This is a genomic window from Halomicrobium sp. HArcel3, assembly GCF_058933135.1.
The window spans coordinates 26,767-43,731 of record NZ_JBZYDN010000006.1; the positions used below are offsets into that span (position 1 = coordinate 26,767).

Here is a 16,965-nt window from a genome sequence, read left to right on the forward strand (position 1 = left end):
GGGTGGTGACTCCGTGCGCAGCGGGTCGGCCGCACGGGTAGTTCGACCGCGTCGTCCTACGGGGCGCGGTGCTGGCGCTGGTCGCCGGTCCCGCCCTGGAGGTGGGCCTCGACGAGCCACAGCGCCTTCGACACCTCGCGCGAGACCTCGTTGAGCAGGTCCGCGGTGTCGAGGTCGCCCTGCTCCGAGACGGCTTTGATCCGGTCGTACAGGGTCGCGTCGAACCGCGCGAGGCTGGCCGCGAGCGCCTCGAGCAGCGCCTGTTCGTCCGAGAGCGTCGGGGACATCTGGGGGACGTAGGACTGCTGGGCGACGACGGGTGCGGTGCCCTGGGCCCGGCCGCCGAGCGCCGTGGCCCGCTCGGCGATGTCGTCGATGAACGGTTCGAGCGTGTCGGCGACGTCCTCGAACAGCTCGTGGAGCTGGTAGAAGTTCGGCCCGCGGACGTTCCAGTGGGCTGTCTTCGTCTGCATGGTGACCGCCGTGATGTCCGCGAGGACCTGGTTGAGCGCGGTGATGCTCGTCGTCCGGACCTGTTCGTCGAGATAGTTCCGCGTCGAGAACAGCCGCTGGCCCTGCTGCTGGGGCTGCCTCTGGCGTTGCGTCTGCCCGCCCTGGGACTGCATCTGCACCTGCTGCTGGGAGTGCTGTGGTTGCTGGGACTGCTGGGCGTGCTGGGGCTGCGGGGACTGCTGGTCGTTCGGTAGCTGTTCGGACTGCTGGCTCTGGGTGGGTGGCTGTTGCTGGCTCATGGATATCGCCCGACCGCATGCCGACTACTCCGGGCGGCCGTAAGAAAGTTAGCGTCAACGACAGGTACTTAGAGGGATTCCTGGTTTCCGTCTCCCTCGCCGTCCCCGCCGCCACCGTCGCTGTCGCGGTTCTCGCCGGCCATGGACCCGCCGCGGTCGGAGTACTCTTCGCGGCCCTCCGCCTCGTCCCCGACCATGTTGAGGATCGACTGGTGGATCTGGTCCTGTCCCTCGAACTCCTCGCGCCCGAGCGGACCGAGTACCTCCTCGACGGTGCTCTCGCCGCCCGAGTGCGTGACTGTCCGGTCGCCGTATTTCTCCAGCAGTTCCGCTTTCGAGATGGGATACGACTCCTGTTCGAGGTCTTCCTGCAGGTCGCCGAACTCGATCCCCATGTCGCGGTTGTCACTCATGCGAGTTGCCTCGGTCGATTTTGGTGCGGTACGGGCAAAGTAGTTGGGGTGTTGACAGCCGCGACGTTCGGACGAGCCGTTGCAGTTCCAACTCACTGTCCCCTCAGCGTCGAAAAGCCGGCGTTACTCGGGAGTATGGCGACGCATTCACCCAGTATGTTACATTGGGGCGCAGATGACCCCGTGTATAACTATTGGTCGCTGCGGCGAAGCGTCGTCCCGCATGAACTCACTAGTGGTGCTCGCGTTCGACGACATGAACGGGGCCGAGGAGATGCGCGAACAGATGTACGACTTCCAGAAGCGCGAACTCATCACGCTGGAAGACGCTGCGGTCGTGGTCCGCAAGGAGAACGGCCACGCGAAGGTCAAGCAGGCCCACAGCCTCGTCGGGTCCGGTGCCCTGGGCGGCGCGTTCTGGGGGATGCTCATCGGCGTGCTCTTCCTCGCTCCGTGGCTCGGAATGGCCGTGGGCGCAGCGAGCGGCGCACTCGCGGGAAAGCTCGGTGACGTGGGAATCGACGATTCGTTCATCAAGGAGGTCAGCGAGACGATCGAACCGGGGATGTCGGCGCTGTTCCTGCTGACGCGTGACGCCAACATCGACCGGATCCAGGAGGAGCTGTCGGACGCGGAGTTCACCATCATCCAGACGAACCTCTCGCCGGACGACGAGACCCAGCTCAAGGAGACGTTCGCGGCCGAGGAAGTCGCGGGCTGATCCGGTCGTGAACGAACAGCGTCCCGCCCGAGGGGACGGATGAGGCTCGTCCAGGTCCTGATCCCCGAGGGAACCCGCGAGGCCGTCCTCGACGTCCTCGACGACGACGGGGTCGATTACGCCGTCTTCGAGGAAGTCGGCCGCGGCGACTTCGAGGCGATGGTCCAGTTTCCCGTCCCGCCGAGCGGCGTCGAGCCAGTGATGGAAGACCTGGTCGGGGCGGGCATCCGGGAGGACTCGTACACGATCGTCTTGCCGACGGAGACGGTGGTGTCCCAGCGCCTCGCGGCGCTCGTGGAACGGTTCCCGGGGCTGCGGATATCCAGAGAGGAGCTCTACGCCCGGGCGCAGGACCTCGCGCCGGCGAACTCGACGTTCTTCGCCTTCCTGGTGCTGTCGACGATCATAGCGACGACCGGCCTCTTGCTCGACTCCGCCGCGACCATCATCGGGGCGATGGTCGTCGCGCCCCTCATGGGCCCCGCCATCTCGGCCAGCGTCGGGAGCATCCTCGACGATCCGGACATGGCCTCTCGCGGCGTCACACTCCAGGTATCGGGGCTCCTCGCGGCCGTCGCGACCGCCGCGGTGTTCGGCTGGTTCGTCCAGCAGACGATACTCATCCCGCCCGGACTCGACATCCGGACCATCCCACAGGTCGCAGAGCGGACGAGCCCGAACTTCCTCTCGCTCTTTCTCGCGCTCGGGTCCGGCATGGCCGGTGCGATCAGCATCATGCGGGGGGCCGGCTCCGCGCTCGTCGGCGTCGCTATCGCCGTGGCGCTCGTGCCACCGGCGGCGACGTCCGGGCTCGGAATCGCGTTCGGGCTTCCCGGGGTCGCGGTCGCCGCCGCCGTGCTCGTCGTCGTGAACCTGCTGGCGATCAACGTCTCGGCGCTCGTCCTGTTCTGGTTCGCGGGGTTCAAGCCGCTCGAGGCGGGTCGGTACGAGGGCGTTCGCGCGTCAGTGTACTCCCGGATCGTCGTCATCGCCGTCGGCATCGCCGTGCTCTCCGTGGCCCTCGGCGCCGTCACCTGGACGACGTTCCAGACGCAGTCCTTCGAGCAGCAGACCAGGAACGAATTGCACCAGCGCTTTGCCGAAGGGAACGTCGAGGACGTCGAACTCGTCTCGGTGACCGTCGACTACGAACCCGACGACCTGCTGCTCGGGAACGAACCGGTGGTGAACGTCCTCCTTGGCGTCTCACGAACGCAGGAGGTGCCACCCGACCTCGCCCAGCGATGGGACGACGAACTGACGCGGGAGTTCGGGCGGGACGTCGAGGTGCGCGTCGGGTTCATCGAGGCACAGGTCTCGGAGTCAGAGCCGCCGGAGCCACCGCTCGGCTGGCCGAGCACCAGCACGCCGTCGCCCGGCGCCGCGTTGCGGTAAACGCCTCACCGAAGCATAGTCGCGGAACCGCGGTCGTTTCGAGGGCTGAATCACCCAGTCGTGGGCCCTGGACGTTCTTCGCGGTGGGCCTTCCACCAGCCGCCCAGGGCCCCGGCCAGCGCGCCGGGGATCGCCTGGACGAACAGGGCGATCAAGCCGACGCCCGCGACGCTGACCGCCGGGACCAGTCCGGCGAAGAGCGCTCCCGCGAGCGTGACGACGGCCAGCCAGACCAGCCCGCCGAACACCGTGGCGAGGCCGCCGTTGAGGGCGCCGTTCCAGACCCCCGTCACGATGTATCCGGCGATGAACCCACCGACCAGTCCGGGGACGGCCAGGAGCCAGACGGTTCCCGCCGTGATCGGGACGACCCAGACGACGAACAGTCCGAGGACGATCGCGATGACGAATCCAGTTATTACTGCGCTCCAGTTTACACTCATGATACGAGAGACGGTACGCTAGCGACGTCCGTAGTACAACGTTCCTTACACTATCGGTAAGCGCACGAGCAAGGCGAGAATTGAGTCCGTCGAACATGTGATACGTGCATCACATTCTCGAAAGCATACGAGCCACATACGGTGGCGAGTACGAGCCAGTTACGAGACGGGGACGACGTCGAACCGAGGGGGACGCGCGAACCACGGAACGTGACGATGCGAGATCGATCGGTCTGCTCGATGAATCTCGGACTGCTGGCCGGTCGGATTCACCCGGATAATCTCACGTCTTCTCGCACGTACGTAGAGAATACTCGCCCGCGTCCGTCGGCCGAAAAGTGTCGGATCGATTCGATTTATGGGCGCTCGAATCGAATTTTCGCTCTATGTCCTTCGACAAGGCAGAGACGGGATCGGTCCGGGTCGGGATGGCGCGGGAACACCTCGCCTGGTGGGTGCTCGGCGTCGTGTTCCTCGGCGTCACGGCGTTCGTCGCGTTCGAGTACCTCCCCTGGATCGTCTTCGGACTGTTCGTCTACTACGTCGCGCGCCCGATCACTCGCTGGCTCGAATCCCGTATCGGTTCGGCCGGACTGGCCGCCGCCGCGACGATACTCCTCATCGTCGTGCCGTTCGTGGTGTTCGTCGCGGCGTTCTTCGTGATCGCACTCGGCCAGTTCGTGGACGCCCTCGCCGGCGTTCCGGTCCAGGCGATCGTCGAACGGCTTCCGTTTCAGGTTCCCACTCCGGTCCCGAACACGCCCGAAGACGTGTACCAGACCGTCGTCGTCCTGGTCCAGGAACCGTCCGTCCAGTCCACCGTCGTGACCATCGGCGGGGCGCTCGGCGCCGTCGGTGCGACGCTCTACAACGTGTTCCTCTCCGTGCTCCTGGCGTTCTTCCTGCTCGTCAACGACCGCCGCCTCGCGGGTTGGTTCACCACCGAGGTCTTCGACGAAGACAGTCTCGCAACCGACTACTTCCGGGGCGTCGACGCGGGATTCAATTCGGTGTACTTCGGCTACACCCTGACGATATTCGCCATCATGGTTCTGACGGCGCTCATATACACCGCGTTCAATCTCTTCGCACCCGGCACGCTCGCGATTCCGTCGGTCGTACTGCTGGCCGTCGTCACGGGTCTGTTCACGCTGGTTCCGCTCGTCGGTCGGTCCATCGTGTACCTCTTCATCGCGGCGCTCCTCGGGATTCAGGCCGCTTCGGCCGATCCGGTACTGCTCTGGTACCCAGTTGTGTTCCTGCTCGTGATGGCGCTCGTGTTCGACAACGTCGTGCGGACGTACATCCGTCCGTACCTCTCGGGACGGCTGTTCGCTACCGCACTCGTCATGTTCGCCTACCTCCTCGGTCCGGCGCTGTTCGGCTGGTACGGCATCTTCCTCGGGCCCCTGCTGCTCGTGCTGATCGTCGGGTTCATGCGACAGATCCTCCCGGTACTCGCCCACCCGGAGCGAGAGCGGACCCGCGTCTCGTTGAAACGGACTCTGGACGAGTACGTCGAGGAGACGCGGAAAGAACCGCGCACGCCGTCCGAATCGGGAGTGGAAGAGGGGACGCCAGGATGACTGTGCGTAAGTCCACCTGTCGTCGTCGGTCGACCGGATCGGGATCCAGACGGACGCCCTCCCCCAGCAACCCAGTGAGACGGTCGCCGCTCGCCAACCGACGGGGCAGTTTCCGACCGGTTTGTGAGAGGGAACTGCGCTGGCAGGGGCGCCGCTTATATTCGTCTAGAGCCTACCCGATTCACCGAACGTTCCGGCGCCGGGAACCGCTATCGGACCGGCGTCAGCAGTATCCGGCGTGGGCCGTCGAGAACCGGATCCGCCGGTCCTCGCGCCCCGAATCAGCGCACGACCTGTGGGAACCCGAAGAAAATGAACACCCACGACGACAGATCCACCGCACCAGCGTATCCCGACGCGACGCCAGTCGAACAGCACCTCGTCATCGACAGGACGGACTGGGTCCCGGGGAAACATCCCGACCAGCACCGCCGGTGGGACGGCCAGACGGCCTACCGCGAGCGCTACTTCCGCTGCATCAGATGCGGCGCCGAACGCTCCTCGAAGGCCGACTTCCCGCCCGAGTGCGACCCCGAGGGCTGAGCCCCGCGAACGGTCGCTTCGCGGCCGTGTCCCGACGAGACGTGAAACCGCGAGTCAGCGAGCCTCTGGCGCCACGGGTGCGATACGCCCCCTGAGCGCCAGTGCAGGGAGCCGCGCGACCTGCGGTCGGAACCGCTCGCCCGTCCCTTGGTTCCTCCCTTCGGTCGGAACGGCTGCTCGCGGGTCACTTCGTTCCCCGCTCACTCGTCCCTTGGTTCCTCCCTTCGGTCGGAACCAAGCTGTCTACGCCCGCTCCAGGTCTTCCTCGCCGGCCAGCTGCACCTCGTCGTCGGTGATACTGGCGATGTTCTCCGGCTCCAGCGGGTAGGCGTCGTCGTCGTGGCCGCCCCAGTCGAGGACCGACTTGATGCGGTCGGTGAGCGACGGGTGAGCGTCGACGTACATCGTGCCGCCCTCGACGTCGGTGACCATCCCGACCTCCTCGCCGGTGGCGTCGACGACCATCTTCCCCTCGTCGGCCTCCGTCGGCATCACTCTGTGTTCGCCGGCGTCCGCGTCGGCCGACGCGGTGGGGGGTTCCGTACCGGCCGTGGCCTCCGAGTCAGCGGTCGTCTCCATGTCGTCAGCCGTCATATCGTCGTCGGCCATTTCCGTGTCGGCCATCGTCTCCGACCCGCCGATCGTTCCAGTCGTCCCGGTGTCGGCCATGGCCTCCCGGTCGAGGAACTCGCGGTCCTCGTCCGTGGCGATCTCGGTCTCGACGTCCCGGCTGCTGATCGTCTCGGCCGAGAGCGTACTGCCGGTGGTGAGGTCGCCGGTGTACTCCCGCCGGACGCGCAGCTCCTCCTCGACGGTCTTGCGTTCGAGCAACGTCGTCTCGACGACCTCGCCCTCGCGGAACTCGCTCTCGATTGCCCCGCTCTCGATGACCTCGTTGGCACGCCCCCCGGAGGCGAGCATGTCGCCCTCCAGGATCGTCTCCTGGACGCCCTCGATGTCGACGCGCTCCTCGATGGAGTCCGTCTCGACGGTCTCGGTCTCCGTCGCGTCCGTGTCGACGATGCGGCTCTCGATGGTCAGCTGTTCGAGGACCTCCCTGGTCACCGCCCAGTCCTCGTCGACCTCGACCGTGACCTCGATGTCGTCGTCGGTGCTCTCGTAGCCCGTCTCGAACAGCTCGTCGTCGACCATCTCGTCGTCGATGTCGACGGCGGTGACCTCGCAGTGGTCGACCTCGCGCGAGACGAGTTCGGCGTCGACGATGCTCTCCTCGACGACGGCGCGGTCGACGACCTCGCTCTCGACGGTGGCCTCCTCGACGATGGTCTCCTCGATCACCGTCGTCTCGGTGATCGTCGAGGTGACCGTCTCGCCGGCCATCAGCCGTTGCTCGACGTCCTCGGCGTCCAGCCGGCTCACCATCTCGTTCCGTGCGAGGACGTCGAAGGGACGCGAGTCCCGGTTCCGGCGGATCACGACCATCTCGTTCTCGTCGATTTCCCGGTGGAAGTCGTCCCACGTCATCTCTTCGTGGTGCTCCCGTCGGTCCGATTCCGGGAGGATCTCCACGGTGTCCTCCCCGCCACTTTCGCGCCTGACCGGCGTCGCTTCGTGTTCGTCGGCCCAGGTCTCGATGCGGTCGGGATCTGTCGTTACCTCGCTCTCGCTCGGTGTGTCGTCGTCTCGGGGCATGGCTACACACATCAATTGATCTTCACGATTCATAAGTATGCGCCCACCCCCGTACCACCGGTAAAATTGCGAGACGATATCGGTGTGCTTACTGAATTTTGGCGACAAATACGACCTGCCGTATTTATCTGGGTCGATAGGTTAGTGTGTAATGGAGACACAATGACACGAACGACAGCGCTGGCGTTACAGGTCGACGTTCCGCAGTATCTGGAGAACACCGTCGCAGACATCGTCGCGTTCCTGCCGAGACTCGTCGCGGCACTGGTCGTGTTGCTCATCGGCTGGGTCGTCGGCGTCGCGGCGGCCAGAGTCGTCAGCAGACTGACCGATGCGGTCGAACTGGACAGAATGGTCCTCGATACACCTCTCGGCCGGATAATGGGCGGATCGCGCCAGGCCGTCTCGGACACCTTCGGTGCCATCGCGAAGTGGTTCGTCTACGCGCTGGCCATCCTCGCGGCGGCGAACGTCCTCGCGATCCCGTTGCTGTCCCAGTGGATAGGGACCGCAGTCTCGTACCTGCCCGCGTTCATCGCCGGCCTGGCGGTGATCGTCATCGGCTTCGTCGTCGCGGACTTCATCGGCGACACCATGATGAAGACGCGGGCAGCGACGGAGACGGCCTACACGTCGTGGTTCGCCACCGGAACGCGCGTGTTCCTCTACTTCACCGCGATCGTGATCGGGCTGGACACGATGGGGATCGACGTCAGCATCCTCTACGTGTTCGCCAACGCCATCGCGTGGGGCGTCGCCGCAGCCCTCGCCCTCGGCGTCGGTCTCGCCATCGGCTGGGGCGGCCACGAGTACGTCGCCAACAACATCAACCAGTGGATGGGACGCGCGTCCGAGGGGACGCCCACCCCGGAGGAGCCACGCCAGACCGACGGGGGGAGCGAATCGCGCAGCTAACGACGACGAACGCGCAGCGGCACCGAACGCGGCGCTGGCTCCCCCACAGCCAAGGCTCACTCCTCGGGGCGGAACCTCGCGTCCCCGTCCTGGGAGATAGTGATGCGGAACCCCTCGTAGGAGAACGACACTTCGACGTCGGAACCGGAGCGTGGCGGTTCGGAGAAGATGTCGTCGACGACGTGGCCGACGGCGTCGTACAGCGGCGAGAGCTCGTCGCTCTCGACCCCTTTCAGCGCAGCGACCGTCTCGGTGACGTCGACGTTGGGCTGGCCCCGCGCCGGGTCGAACGTCGTCTCGTACCCGCCGCCGTCGGCCACTTCGTCTGCCATAATCTACTGTCCCATCCATTCGTTTTAGTTCTTGTCCGTCGCGGAACGGCCCCACCGTCCCGCGTTCACCGCCGCTCGACCCGGCCAACTCACTCGTGGCGCCGGACGTCGAGAGAGACGCCGTCGGCAGACCGCCACTATCCGGTCGAAGATACAGCCTCGTCGGGATCGAGCAAACGCGAAGCGTTTGCGATGTGTGACGAGTCTCCGGCCGACCTCGTGTCATTCTGCAAGCCTTTATTGGGGTCTGGGGCGAACCGTCAGATAGTCGGCCGCCCCAGCAGCAGCGGCCGACGGAGACCTATGACACCGTACCAGGGAAATTCCCCCAGCCAGCCACGGGGACGGCGACCGTCGGGTACCGAGTACCAGCAACCGCCAGCGCGCGGCCCGCAGCAGCCGTCGGGCGGTCAACCCCAGGGCCAACCCCAGCAGGGCCGACCGCCACAGGGCGGACAGCAGGGGCCACCAGGACAGCCGATTGGTAGCCAGCCGCAGGGACAACCACCGCAGGGACAACCACCGCAGGGGCAGGGACCGATACCACAGGGGCAGCCGCCACAGGGACCGCCCCAGCAACAGCCCGGCGGAGGACAGCCACAGATGCCCGTCCAGGGCGCGCCACCGCAGGGGAGCGCCCGGATGCAGCCACAGCAGGGGCTCCAGGGGAGCACGCAGATGCCTCAGCCCGGCGGCCAGCCTCCGCGCAGTAGCGGAATGCGCACGCGTCCGATCCGGGTCGAGGAGATCGTCGAGGACGACGTCGTCACGGCCAAGCGCGACACGCCCATCTCGGACGTCGTCGCGAAGATGGCCGCGGAAGACGTCGGCAGCGTGGTCGTGGTCGAGGGCGAACAGCCGGTCGGCGTCGTCACCGACCGGAGCGTCGCCCTCGCGCTCGAGAATACCCCCGACATCGCCAGCAAGCAAGCCGGCGACCTCGTCAGCGGTGACCTCGTCACTGCCACGACGAGTATGAGCGTCTTCGACGCCCTCCAGCAGCTCAGCGACGAGGGGATCCGCCGGTTGCCCATCGTCGACGACAGCGGCGACCTCCAGGGCATCATCACGCTCGACGACGTTCTCGTCCTCCTGGGCAGCGAACTCAACAAGGCCGGCGAGACGATCAAGAAACAGTCGCCACGACTGTAGCCGGCGGTCGACCGAACGTGCAGTCACTTCCCCGCTCGTGACGCCCCGACCAGCGCCTCGATGGGGCGCCGACAGTCGTCCGGTGGTCCGCCCCGGATTCACCGTCTTCCGGCAGCGTCTCCGCCTCGAATCGACCGGGCCGACTAGACGCCGGGGATGCCGATGGCGGAGAACGACGTGATCCCCAGCAGCGCGAGCACGTAGAGGATGACGACCGTGGCGATCCAGGCGATCAGGGCGATACCGATGGCCTCGACCCAGCCGCCGGGGTAGCGGTAGTTGATCACGGCGATGTACGCGAGTAGCGCCAGCAGCGCCCCGAGCAGCGGGACCCAGCCGAGGAACGCGGCGACGATGAACCAGACCAGCGACGCGATGAGCGCCGTGACGATGGCGTAGGTGTAGTCCTCGACGTCGGTGAGGATACTCGCGCCCAGGTAGATCCCGGCCGCACCGATGAGCAGGCTGACGACGAAGCCGATGATGGACTCGACGAGTGCCATACGCTCGTCTGCGGCGGGACCACCTTTAGTTATTAATCGGTTTTCGCACTGAGAGGTACGCGACGGTCCCGGTCTACAGGTACTTCCCCGTTTCTGAGCGGATTGTCGTCGGCTGCATCGACCTGGTTTCGGGTTAGTAGCGGCGTCGTCTGGCGATCCGGGTCGACCCTATCTCCTTAGGCATCCTGAATTTGACGATGGGAGGGAAATAGTGAGATATGTACTCACGCGTCGGTGACAGCATCGGCCGAACCGAGAGAACGGACGCCACCGGACCGCCCGCGGAGGAACTCGCGGACGTGCTCGACGACCCGCACTGCCGACACCTCCTCGACGTCCTTCAAGAGGAAGACGGCCCGGTCCAGGAACCCGACCTGGCGAGACGCGTCGTGGCCCGGATCACCGGGACCACCCCCGACGAGGTGGACGACGACGTGCAGCGCCGGGTCCAGACCTGGCTCCACCACGGCCAGTTGCCGGTCCTCGACGAGTACGGCGTCGTCGAGTTCGACGCCGACGCCGGCGAAATCGGCCTCGGACGAACGCCGCGTCCCTGACCCGACGCGGTCGCGCTGTCACCGACTCTTTTCGCGCCGGTAATCGATTATTATCGCGAGACGGCGATCCATCGCTCGGAGCGCCACCGGGTCACCGGACGCCCCGCCACCCGGCCGGAAAGCCGGCCGTATCGGCGTGGCGGTGGCGATTTGCCGTCGCGTCCGGGCGGTCCGACGCGCCGACGGGACCGACTGGTAACCTGCTGGGGCGAAGCCGACGGCCCAGTGGTTAACAGTGATATCGTTGTTAAGCGGTGGGCGGTGACGAGAAGGGAGCGGCGCTATCTGTCGAGGCGACCGCCAGTGCTGTACACGGACGTCGCCCGCCGCCAGCGGCGGTCACTGTGCGTGCTGTTCCTCGTGGACCGGGAAGGCGACCTCGACGGTGGCCCGGTACTCGGTGACCTCGCCGTCTTCCACCGTCGCCGTCTGGTCCTCGACCTCGACGCCGCGGATGTCGTCGATGGTCTTGCTCGCCTCTCGCACCGCCTCGTCGGCGGCGTCGTCCCACGATTCCGCTGACGTCCCGAGAACCGTGACTACTTTGACGGCTGTCATACCGACTCGAGATACGCGAGCACGAGACTATAAGGTCGGTACAGAGACAGTTTCGCCGGCGCCGAGAATTGCCACGTCGGCGCGTCAGCTGATCCGCCGCGTGAGCACGAACACCAGCACGGCGACGAGCAACTGGCCGAGCAGCGCCTCGATGCCGGCCAGTCCCCGGGCGAAGTCGCCGACGGGGCGGACGTCGCCGTATCCCAGCGTCGTGAACGTGACGATGCTGAAGTAGAGGCTCTTGTAAAACGCCGCGACCAGGACGAACTGCGGCGCCGTCTCGGGGTCGTCGATGGACCAGGTGATCGACTCCGGTTCGCCACCGCCGCCGCTGACCGTCTCCACCAGGCCGCCGGTGAGCGGGTAGAGCAGCGCCGAGGCGACGATGATCACGGCCGCCGTCGCCAGGACGCGCCACGGACTCATGCCGTAGCCCGTGATCCAGCGCGCGCCCTCGGCCATCACTGCTCGCGTGCGGTGCCCCGACTCCCAGGCGAGACGGCGGCGGACGTCCTTCTCCTTCAGGTAGTACTGGCGGGCCTCGTAGGGCAGCGCGTTGTTCTCGTGGATGTTGTGGATCTCGCGATAGGCCCAGACGGCCGCCTGGGCGTTCTCCTCGAAGGTGGCCGCGTCCTCGGCCGCCGCCAGTTCCTCCTCGTAGACGACGGCGTCGCCGAACCTGGTGTCGCGATTGATGCGGACGTTCGAGAGCACCGTCTGGTCGAAGCGGGCGTGCCGGAAGTCGGCACCGCGCAGGTCGCAGGTCCGTATCGACGCGTCCTCGACGTTCACCCGCGAGAGGTCGGCCCGGCGGGCGTCGACGTTGTCCAGCGTCGACTCGCGCAGGTCCGCGCCCGCCAGCGACGCCGCCCGCAGGTCGACGTGGCTGAACTCGACGCCGATCAGGGAACACTCCTCGAACCAGTCGACGCCGTCGAGGTCGGCCGTGTCGACCGTCGCACCGTCGAGGCACTCCGGCCCGTCCGGGGCCTGTGTCGCGAAGTCGTCGTGGAACTTCGGAACGCCGGTCGCGTGCCAGACGCAGCGGTCCTCGCCGCTCCAGGTGGGCCGCCAGCAACAGGAGTCGCCGATGTCGTGGAGCGTGCTCACGCTGTACTCGTAGCCACATCGGTCCGCGGGAACTGCGTCGTCGTCCATCGGTGCTACGGGGTCTGACCAGTCACGGGTCGCGCACGAGGTGCGTCATTCTGGCGATCGATTCCCCTCCGGGTTCGGCGTCGGTTTCGCCGCCTCCGACTGCCCGGCGAGTACGACGTTGACCGCGACACCGAGCAACAGGACGAGCGCGCCGAAGTAGAGCCAGGTCACCAGCAGGATGACGCCACCGATGGCCCCGTACAGTTCCGCCGTCGAGGAGTACGACGTGTACACCCGGAAGAGGCTCTGGAGCAGTGCCCAGCCGACGGCCGCGACGACTGTCCCGGGAAGCACGTCGCGCACGGAGACGTCCACGTCGGGGAAGACGTAGTATATCGGGAAGAAGGCGAGCGTCAGCGCCCCGATGAGGAAGACGAAACTCAGCGCGCCGATGTACGGGATCTCGGGGAGAAACCTGACGAGGAAGCCGGCGGCGACCATCGCGCCGATCGCGACGGTGACGCCACCCAGAACGATGACCCCGTCTTTCACCTGGTCGAGGATACTGGTATCGCCTGGCGAGTGGTACAGCGACGAGAAGGCGACGTCGAGCCCGCGGAACACCTTCAGCACCGACCACAGCAGTGCCGCGATCCCGATGATCGAGAAGCTGGCGGCGTTGCTGGCCTGGGTGATAGAGTCGGTCACTATTCCCTGGGCAGCGGGCGTCAGGTACTGCTGGGTCAGGCCGATCACGGCGTCGGCGAACGCCTGGCCGCCGACGACGGACGCGACCAGCAGCGCGAGCAACAGCAGGGGGAACATCGAGACGAACGCGTAGTACGCGATGGAACCGGCCATGAAGGTGATGTTCTCCTCCTTGAACTCGGCTGCGATGGCCCGCAGTACGGACGTGGCGCGCCCGCTACTGCCGCCGAGACTCAGCGACACGGCGCCCGATCACCCCGTTCCGGACCGTCCCGACTGGCGCTAAGCATACGTCCGAAGTGACGGGCGCCTCACACTTATACTGTCGGCCCGGAGTCGTCGCTCGCGAGCCACCCGGAAAAGGCCCCTGCGACGGCCGGGTCAACCTTCAATGGCGCTCCGGGCGACCGTACACGGGCATCGGCCGACGGAGCGTGTGGTCCCCGACCGCCGACAGTCGGGGCCGCCGCGAGCGGCGTCGCCGGAGGCGACCGATGAACTCTGACACAGCATCCCGTGACGGTCACCGGGGAACGCACGAACCGATCTGGATAGACCGGTCCGAATCGACCGACTACGACCCGCTCGACGGCGGTCTGGACGTCGACGTCGCTGTCGTCGGCGGCGGCATCGTCGGCGTCACGACGGCCCTGAAGCTGAAAGAACGAGGGAAGTCGGTCGCGCTGCTCGAACGCGACCGGATACTGCTCGGCGTGACCGGCCACACCACGGCCAAGGTCACGGCGTTACACGGGCTGATCTACGACTACCTGACCGACCACGTCGGTGAAGAGCAGGCCCGTCTGTACGCCGAGGCCAACGAGGCAGCCATCGACGACGTCGCGGAGACCGTCGCCGAGTACGACGTCGACTGCGACTTCGAGCGGGCGCCGGCGTACACGTACACCCCCGAGCGGGCCGAGGACCCGGACTACCGCCGGCACCGGCGAGAGATACGGGCGGAGGTCGAGGCCGCCAGGCGCGCGGGCCTGGACGCGTCGTTCGTCGAGGAGACCGACCTGCCCTACGACGTCGGCGGTGCGGTCCGCGTCGCCGACCAGGCCCACTTCCACCCCCGGAACTACCTGCTCGAGCTCGCCCGGCGAGTCCCCGGCGACGGCAGTCACGTCTTCGAGGAGACGACGGTCGAGGACGTAGACGGGGGCGATCCCTGCACCGTCGAGACGGGTCGGGGAACCGTGACGGCCGACGACGTCGTCCTCGCGACGCACTTCCCCATCCGCGACGACGCCGTCTACTTCGCGCGGCTGACCCCGAAGCGCTCCTACGTCGTCGCCGCGACCCTGAACGAGGACGCGCCCGAGGGGATGTACTACCAGCCTTACGACCCCTACTTCTCCGTCCGTCCCTACCCGGCCAGCGACGAGCCGATGGTCCTCGTCGGCGGCCAGAACCACCGAACGGGCGAGGGTGGCAGTACGGAGACGCGGTACGAACGCCTCGAAGCCCAGGCCCGCAACCACTTCGACGTCGACTCGATCGAGTACCGGTGGTCGACGCAGGACTACCGGTCGGTTGACCGGCTGCCGTTCGTCGGTCCCGCCGGCCCGGGGACCAGCAACGTCTACGTCGCCACTGGCTTCGGCGGGTGGGGGATGACCAACGGCACCGCCGCGAGCATCCTGCTGGCCGACCTGATCACCGGCCGAGGGAACTCGTGGGAGTCGGTCTACACGCCGACCAGATTGCGGGCGGGTGCCTCGAAGACGGAACTCGTCTCGCACAACGCTCACTCGATGACCCACCTCGCGAAGGACGTCGTGCGGCAGCGCCCGGACGTCGACCTCGATTCGCTCGACGCCGGCGAGGCCGACGTCTTCGACGGCGGGGACGACCCCGTCGCGGTGTATCGCGACGACGACGGCGATATCCACGCGGTGTCGGCCGTCTGCACGCACATGGGCTGCCAGGTGTCCTGGAACGACGGCGAACGCTCGTGGGACTGCGCCTGCCACGGCTCGCGGTTCGACGTCGACGGGACGGTCCTGGACACGCCCGCCAGCGACCCGCTCGAACCGATCGACCTCAGTGACGTGGCCCGTCGCGAGCCACCCGCCCGCCGACCGGACCCCGATGCCCCAGACCGCGACGCCCCGGGTCCCGACTCGCCTGACTCGACCGCCGGCGACGATTAAAAGGGGTCGCTGGCTAAGCTCGCCTTTCCAGCGACGTGTCGCTTCGCGTGACGGTTGGCCCGACCGAAGCTGTTTTTACGCCTGCCGTAAACAGAACCATAATGGCACGACGCGAAAGGGATTACCTCGGTAGGATGGTCCGAACCCATCCGGTCAGAACGGTACTGTTCACGGTCGGTCCGATCGTCTTCGGCCTGCTCCAGTTCTTCAACAGCTTCCTCAACGACGGCTCCATCCTGTTCGCGCTGGCGTTCTGCGTGGCGATGGGAATCTTCTCCGCGATGGTGACGCGCTATCACCTCGTCACCTTCCGACTCTCACAGCTGACGGAAAATATCGACCTGGCGGAGTGAGCGGTCCCGCCGCGCCAGACGAACCGCCCGCCGCCTCGCCGGCCGGGCCATCTTCGGGCCTTCCTCCTACGTGCGCGCGGGACGTGCGACGTCGGCGTCGCGGGCCTCGTACGCGCTGTACGCGCCGAGTATCACCACGAGTGCGCCGACGACGACGTCGTTCCAGAACGTCGCGCCGGTCGCCTCGGAAGCGCCGCCGTCGACGCCGAACACGAACGGCGCGGCGAGAAGCCACAGGCCGAGCAACGCGACGAACGCGCCGACCGCGACGCTCCCGAATCGCTCGTCCGCGCGCCGATAGTAGTTGTACGCCCCGAGCGCGATCAGCGCCAGGCCGACGATGACGTCGTTCCAGAAGTTCACCGCCGTCATCTCGAACAGGAACGGCTCGACGACGAGCCACAGGCCGAGTAGCGCGACGAGGGCCGAGATCCACGTGCCCCGTTCGGTGGGATTGGTGTCGACCGCCGGCGCGTCGGAGTCGTCGCGGTCGTAGTCGTCGTCGCGGTCCCGCACCTCGGTTCTGTCGTCGTATGCGTCGCTGTCGCTCATGGTTCTGCCTCCAGGTCCAGGTAGGGATTCGACGCGTAAATACAGTGACAGCCGTCCAGGCTCTCCCGCACGGAAACGCCGGCTTAGGCGACCGGAACGATCGTCCCGTCTCGTCGAACCCCGCTCACGGTAGTGGACGAGTTGCGGGAGTGACCGACGGCGAGCGTCGCCTCGTCTCAGCGGCCCGTGGAGAGCCGGGGAACGGCCCGTGGGTCACCGGCCGCTCAGAACTGCTGGTCGCGCTGCTGGCTCTGGCCCTGCTGTCCCGGACGCTGGAGGAGTTGCTGGCCGCGCTGCTGCTGGGACTGCTGGTGCTGTTGCTGTGGCTCCTGGCGCTGCTGCTGGGATTCCCGACGTTGCTGATCGTCGCCCTGCTGCTCTCCCGGGAGGAACCGACCGGTCTCCGGGTCACGCGACCGCTGCTCGGCCAGGTCGTGCATCCGCTGGCGGAACTGCTGGGAATGGCGCTGGTCCTGGGAGCGCTGGCCCCCTGAACGACCCTGCTGCCCTGGAAGTTCGGTCTGCTGGCCGAGAGGCTGTTGCTGCCCGGGGGCCTGGCGCTGCTGGCTCTGGGG

General features: G+C 66.8%; 20 protein-coding genes. 10 read left to right on the top strand and 10 right to left on the bottom strand.

Annotated features, from left to right (window positions below; all coding sequences use genetic code 11):
* Nucleotides 1-56: 56 nt before the first annotated feature.
* Both dps and AC5FRV_RS14960 read right to left on the bottom strand, forming a co-directional pair.
* Entirely contained in the window at nucleotides 57-752 is a 696-nt protein-coding gene (gene dps, locus AC5FRV_RS14955; protein WP_493561894.1) for a DNA starvation/stationary phase protection protein Dps, read from the bottom strand.
* Between the two features lie 68 nt (nucleotides 753-820).
* Nucleotides 821-1,165: a DUF5789 family protein gene (locus AC5FRV_RS14960; protein WP_493561895.1), complete on the bottom strand. Its 345-nt coding sequence runs from the start codon at nucleotides 1,163-1,165 to the stop codon at nucleotides 821-823.
* Between the two features lie 256 nt (nucleotides 1,166-1,421).
* On the opposite strand from AC5FRV_RS14960, the gene AC5FRV_RS14965 reads away from it, so the two are divergent.
* Both AC5FRV_RS14965 and AC5FRV_RS14970 read left to right on the top strand, forming a co-directional pair.
* Entirely contained in the window at nucleotides 1,422-1,886 is a 465-nt protein-coding gene (locus AC5FRV_RS14965; RefSeq protein ID WP_493562073.1) for a DUF1269 domain-containing protein, read from the top strand.
* Between the two features lie 39 nt (nucleotides 1,887-1,925).
* Nucleotides 1,926-3,281: a TIGR00341 family protein gene (locus AC5FRV_RS14970; protein WP_493561896.1), complete on the top strand. Its 1,356-nt coding sequence runs from the start codon at nucleotides 1,926-1,928 to the stop codon at nucleotides 3,279-3,281.
* Between the two features lie 50 nt (nucleotides 3,282-3,331).
* Here the strand turns inward: AC5FRV_RS14970 and AC5FRV_RS14975 are convergent, their stop codons facing one another.
* Nucleotides 3,332-3,724 (bottom strand): DUF5518 domain-containing protein, encoded by a 393-nt coding sequence (locus AC5FRV_RS14975; protein WP_493561897.1) that lies wholly within the window; start codon nucleotides 3,722-3,724, stop codon nucleotides 3,332-3,334.
* A gap of 386 nt (nucleotides 3,725-4,110) precedes the next feature.
* On the opposite strand from AC5FRV_RS14975, the gene AC5FRV_RS14980 reads away from it, so the two are divergent.
* Together AC5FRV_RS14980 and AC5FRV_RS14985 are read left to right on the top strand one after the other, a co-directional pair.
* Nucleotides 4,111-5,310: an AI-2E family transporter gene (locus AC5FRV_RS14980; protein ID WP_493561898.1), complete on the top strand. Its 1,200-nt coding sequence runs from the start codon at nucleotides 4,111-4,113 to the stop codon at nucleotides 5,308-5,310.
* Between the two features lie 312 nt (nucleotides 5,311-5,622).
* Nucleotides 5,623-5,853 carry a hypothetical protein gene (locus tag AC5FRV_RS14985; protein WP_493561899.1) on the top strand — a complete coding sequence of 77 codons (231 nt, stop codon included), beginning with the start codon at nucleotides 5,623-5,625 and terminating at the stop codon, nucleotides 5,851-5,853.
* Nucleotides 5,854-6,096: 243 nt separating this feature from the next.
* Here AC5FRV_RS14985 and AC5FRV_RS14990 read toward each other — a convergent pair whose 3' ends face one another.
* Nucleotides 6,097-7,506 (bottom strand): DUF8593 domain-containing protein, encoded by a 1,410-nt coding sequence (locus tag AC5FRV_RS14990; RefSeq protein ID WP_493561900.1) that lies wholly within the window; start codon nucleotides 7,504-7,506, stop codon nucleotides 6,097-6,099.
* A gap of 162 nt (nucleotides 7,507-7,668) precedes the next feature.
* Here AC5FRV_RS14990 and AC5FRV_RS14995 point away from each other — a divergent pair, with 162 nt between their 5' ends.
* Complete coding sequence (locus AC5FRV_RS14995) at nucleotides 7,669-8,421, top strand: mechanosensitive ion channel family protein (RefSeq protein ID WP_493561901.1); 753 nt, start codon at nucleotides 7,669-7,671, stop codon at nucleotides 8,419-8,421.
* Between the two features lie 56 nt (nucleotides 8,422-8,477).
* Here the strand turns inward: AC5FRV_RS14995 and AC5FRV_RS15000 are convergent, their stop codons facing one another.
* A complete protein-coding gene (locus AC5FRV_RS15000; protein ID WP_493561902.1) occupies nucleotides 8,478-8,753 on the bottom strand; it encodes a HalOD1 output domain-containing protein in 276 nt (91 codons plus the stop codon).
* A gap of 603 nt (nucleotides 8,754-9,356) precedes the next feature.
* Here AC5FRV_RS15000 and AC5FRV_RS15005 point away from each other — a divergent pair.
* Nucleotides 9,357-9,905: a CBS domain-containing protein gene (locus tag AC5FRV_RS15005; protein WP_493561903.1), complete on the top strand. Its 549-nt coding sequence runs from the start codon at nucleotides 9,357-9,359 to the stop codon at nucleotides 9,903-9,905.
* A gap of 143 nt (nucleotides 9,906-10,048) precedes the next feature.
* Here the strand turns inward: AC5FRV_RS15005 and AC5FRV_RS15010 are convergent, their stop codons facing one another.
* Entirely contained in the window at nucleotides 10,049-10,408 is a 360-nt protein-coding gene (locus tag AC5FRV_RS15010; protein ID WP_493561904.1) for a hypothetical protein, read from the bottom strand.
* Between the two features lie 218 nt (nucleotides 10,409-10,626).
* On the opposite strand from AC5FRV_RS15010, the gene AC5FRV_RS15015 reads away from it, so the two are divergent.
* On the top strand, nucleotides 10,627-10,965 hold the full coding sequence (locus AC5FRV_RS15015; protein ID WP_493561905.1) for a DUF7344 domain-containing protein: 339 nt from the start codon (nucleotides 10,627-10,629) through the stop codon (nucleotides 10,963-10,965).
* 339 nt (nucleotides 10,966-11,304) lie between these two features.
* Here AC5FRV_RS15015 and AC5FRV_RS15020 read toward each other — a convergent pair whose 3' ends face one another.
* The 3 genes from AC5FRV_RS15020 to AC5FRV_RS15030 form a co-directional block, all read right to left on the bottom strand.
* Nucleotides 11,305-11,523 carry a dodecin family protein gene (locus AC5FRV_RS15020; protein ID WP_493561906.1) on the bottom strand — a complete coding sequence of 73 codons (219 nt, stop codon included), beginning with the start codon at nucleotides 11,521-11,523 and terminating at the stop codon, nucleotides 11,305-11,307.
* Nucleotides 11,524-11,607: 84 nt separating this feature from the next.
* On the bottom strand, nucleotides 11,608-12,681 hold the full coding sequence (locus AC5FRV_RS15025; RefSeq protein WP_493561907.1) for a pentapeptide repeat-containing protein: 1,074 nt from the start codon (nucleotides 12,679-12,681) through the stop codon (nucleotides 11,608-11,610).
* 45 nt (nucleotides 12,682-12,726) lie between these two features.
* Nucleotides 12,727-13,572 (bottom strand): YihY/virulence factor BrkB family protein, encoded by an 846-nt coding sequence (locus tag AC5FRV_RS15030; protein WP_493561908.1) that lies wholly within the window; start codon nucleotides 13,570-13,572, stop codon nucleotides 12,727-12,729.
* A 251-nt stretch (nucleotides 13,573-13,823) separates the two neighbouring features.
* Between AC5FRV_RS15030 and AC5FRV_RS15035 the strand changes: the two genes are divergently transcribed.
* Together AC5FRV_RS15035 and AC5FRV_RS15040 are read left to right on the top strand one after the other, a co-directional pair.
* Nucleotides 13,824-15,485, top strand: a complete 1,662-nt coding sequence (locus AC5FRV_RS15035) for an FAD-dependent oxidoreductase (RefSeq protein ID WP_493561909.1) — start codon at nucleotides 13,824-13,826, stop codon at nucleotides 15,483-15,485.
* A 101-nt stretch (nucleotides 15,486-15,586) separates the two neighbouring features.
* Nucleotides 15,587-15,838, top strand: a complete 252-nt coding sequence (locus AC5FRV_RS15040) for a hypothetical protein (RefSeq protein WP_493561910.1) — start codon at nucleotides 15,587-15,589, stop codon at nucleotides 15,836-15,838.
* Nucleotides 15,839-15,904: 66 nt separating this feature from the next.
* Here the strand turns inward: AC5FRV_RS15040 and AC5FRV_RS15045 are convergent, their stop codons facing one another.
* Nucleotides 15,905-16,390 (bottom strand): SPW repeat protein, encoded by a 486-nt coding sequence (locus AC5FRV_RS15045; protein ID WP_493561911.1) that lies wholly within the window; start codon nucleotides 16,388-16,390, stop codon nucleotides 15,905-15,907.
* Between the two features lie 149 nt (nucleotides 16,391-16,539).
* On the opposite strand from AC5FRV_RS15045, the gene AC5FRV_RS15050 reads away from it, so the two are divergent.
* The gene (locus AC5FRV_RS15050; RefSeq protein WP_493561912.1) at nucleotides 16,540-16,884 is read left to right on the top strand and encodes a hypothetical protein; all 345 of its coding nucleotides are present in this window, start codon (nucleotides 16,540-16,542) and stop codon (nucleotides 16,882-16,884) included.
* Nucleotides 16,885-16,965: the final 81 nt, after the last annotated feature.

Coding starts and splice junctions, on each gene's coding strand:
- AC5FRV_RS15000 (WP_493561902.1), bottom strand. CDS start 8,753: ATGGCAGACGAAGTGGCCGACGGCGGCGGGTACGAGACGACGTTCGAC.
- AC5FRV_RS15025 (WP_493561907.1), bottom strand. CDS start 12,681: ATGGACGACGACGCAGTTCCCGCGGACCGATGTGGCTACGAGTACAGC.
- AC5FRV_RS14990 (WP_493561900.1), bottom strand. CDS start 7,506: ATGCCCCGAGACGACGACACACCGAGCGAGAGCGAGGTAACGACAGAT.
- AC5FRV_RS15040 (WP_493561910.1), top strand. CDS start 15,587: ATGGCACGACGCGAAAGGGATTACCTCGGTAGGATGGTCCGAACCCAT.
- AC5FRV_RS14995 (WP_493561901.1), top strand. CDS start 7,669: ATGACACGAACGACAGCGCTGGCGTTACAGGTCGACGTTCCGCAGTAT.
- AC5FRV_RS15005 (WP_493561903.1), top strand. CDS start 9,357: ATGCCCGTCCAGGGCGCGCCACCGCAGGGGAGCGCCCGGATGCAGCCA.
- AC5FRV_RS15015 (WP_493561905.1), top strand. CDS start 10,627: ATGTACTCACGCGTCGGTGACAGCATCGGCCGAACCGAGAGAACGGAC.
- dps (WP_493561894.1), bottom strand. CDS start 752: ATGAGCCAGCAACAGCCACCCACCCAGAGCCAGCAGTCCGAACAGCTA.
- AC5FRV_RS14970 (WP_493561896.1), top strand. CDS start 1,926: ATGAGGCTCGTCCAGGTCCTGATCCCCGAGGGAACCCGCGAGGCCGTC.
- AC5FRV_RS14960 (WP_493561895.1), bottom strand. CDS start 1,165: ATGAGTGACAACCGCGACATGGGGATCGAGTTCGGCGACCTGCAGGAA.
- AC5FRV_RS15045 (WP_493561911.1), bottom strand. CDS start 16,390: ATGAGCGACAGCGACGCATACGACGACAGAACCGAGGTGCGGGACCGC.
- AC5FRV_RS14965 (WP_493562073.1), top strand. CDS start 1,422: ATGAACGGGGCCGAGGAGATGCGCGAACAGATGTACGACTTCCAGAAG.
- AC5FRV_RS14975 (WP_493561897.1), bottom strand. CDS start 3,724: ATGAGTGTAAACTGGAGCGCAGTAATAACTGGATTCGTCATCGCGATC.
- AC5FRV_RS15035 (WP_493561909.1), top strand. CDS start 13,824: ATGAACTCTGACACAGCATCCCGTGACGGTCACCGGGGAACGCACGAA.
- AC5FRV_RS15010 (WP_493561904.1), bottom strand. CDS start 10,408: ATGGCACTCGTCGAGTCCATCATCGGCTTCGTCGTCAGCCTGCTCATC.
- AC5FRV_RS14985 (WP_493561899.1), top strand. CDS start 5,623: ATGAACACCCACGACGACAGATCCACCGCACCAGCGTATCCCGACGCG.
- AC5FRV_RS15020 (WP_493561906.1), bottom strand. CDS start 11,523: ATGACAGCCGTCAAAGTAGTCACGGTTCTCGGGACGTCAGCGGAATCG.
- AC5FRV_RS14980 (WP_493561898.1), top strand. CDS start 4,111: ATGTCCTTCGACAAGGCAGAGACGGGATCGGTCCGGGTCGGGATGGCG.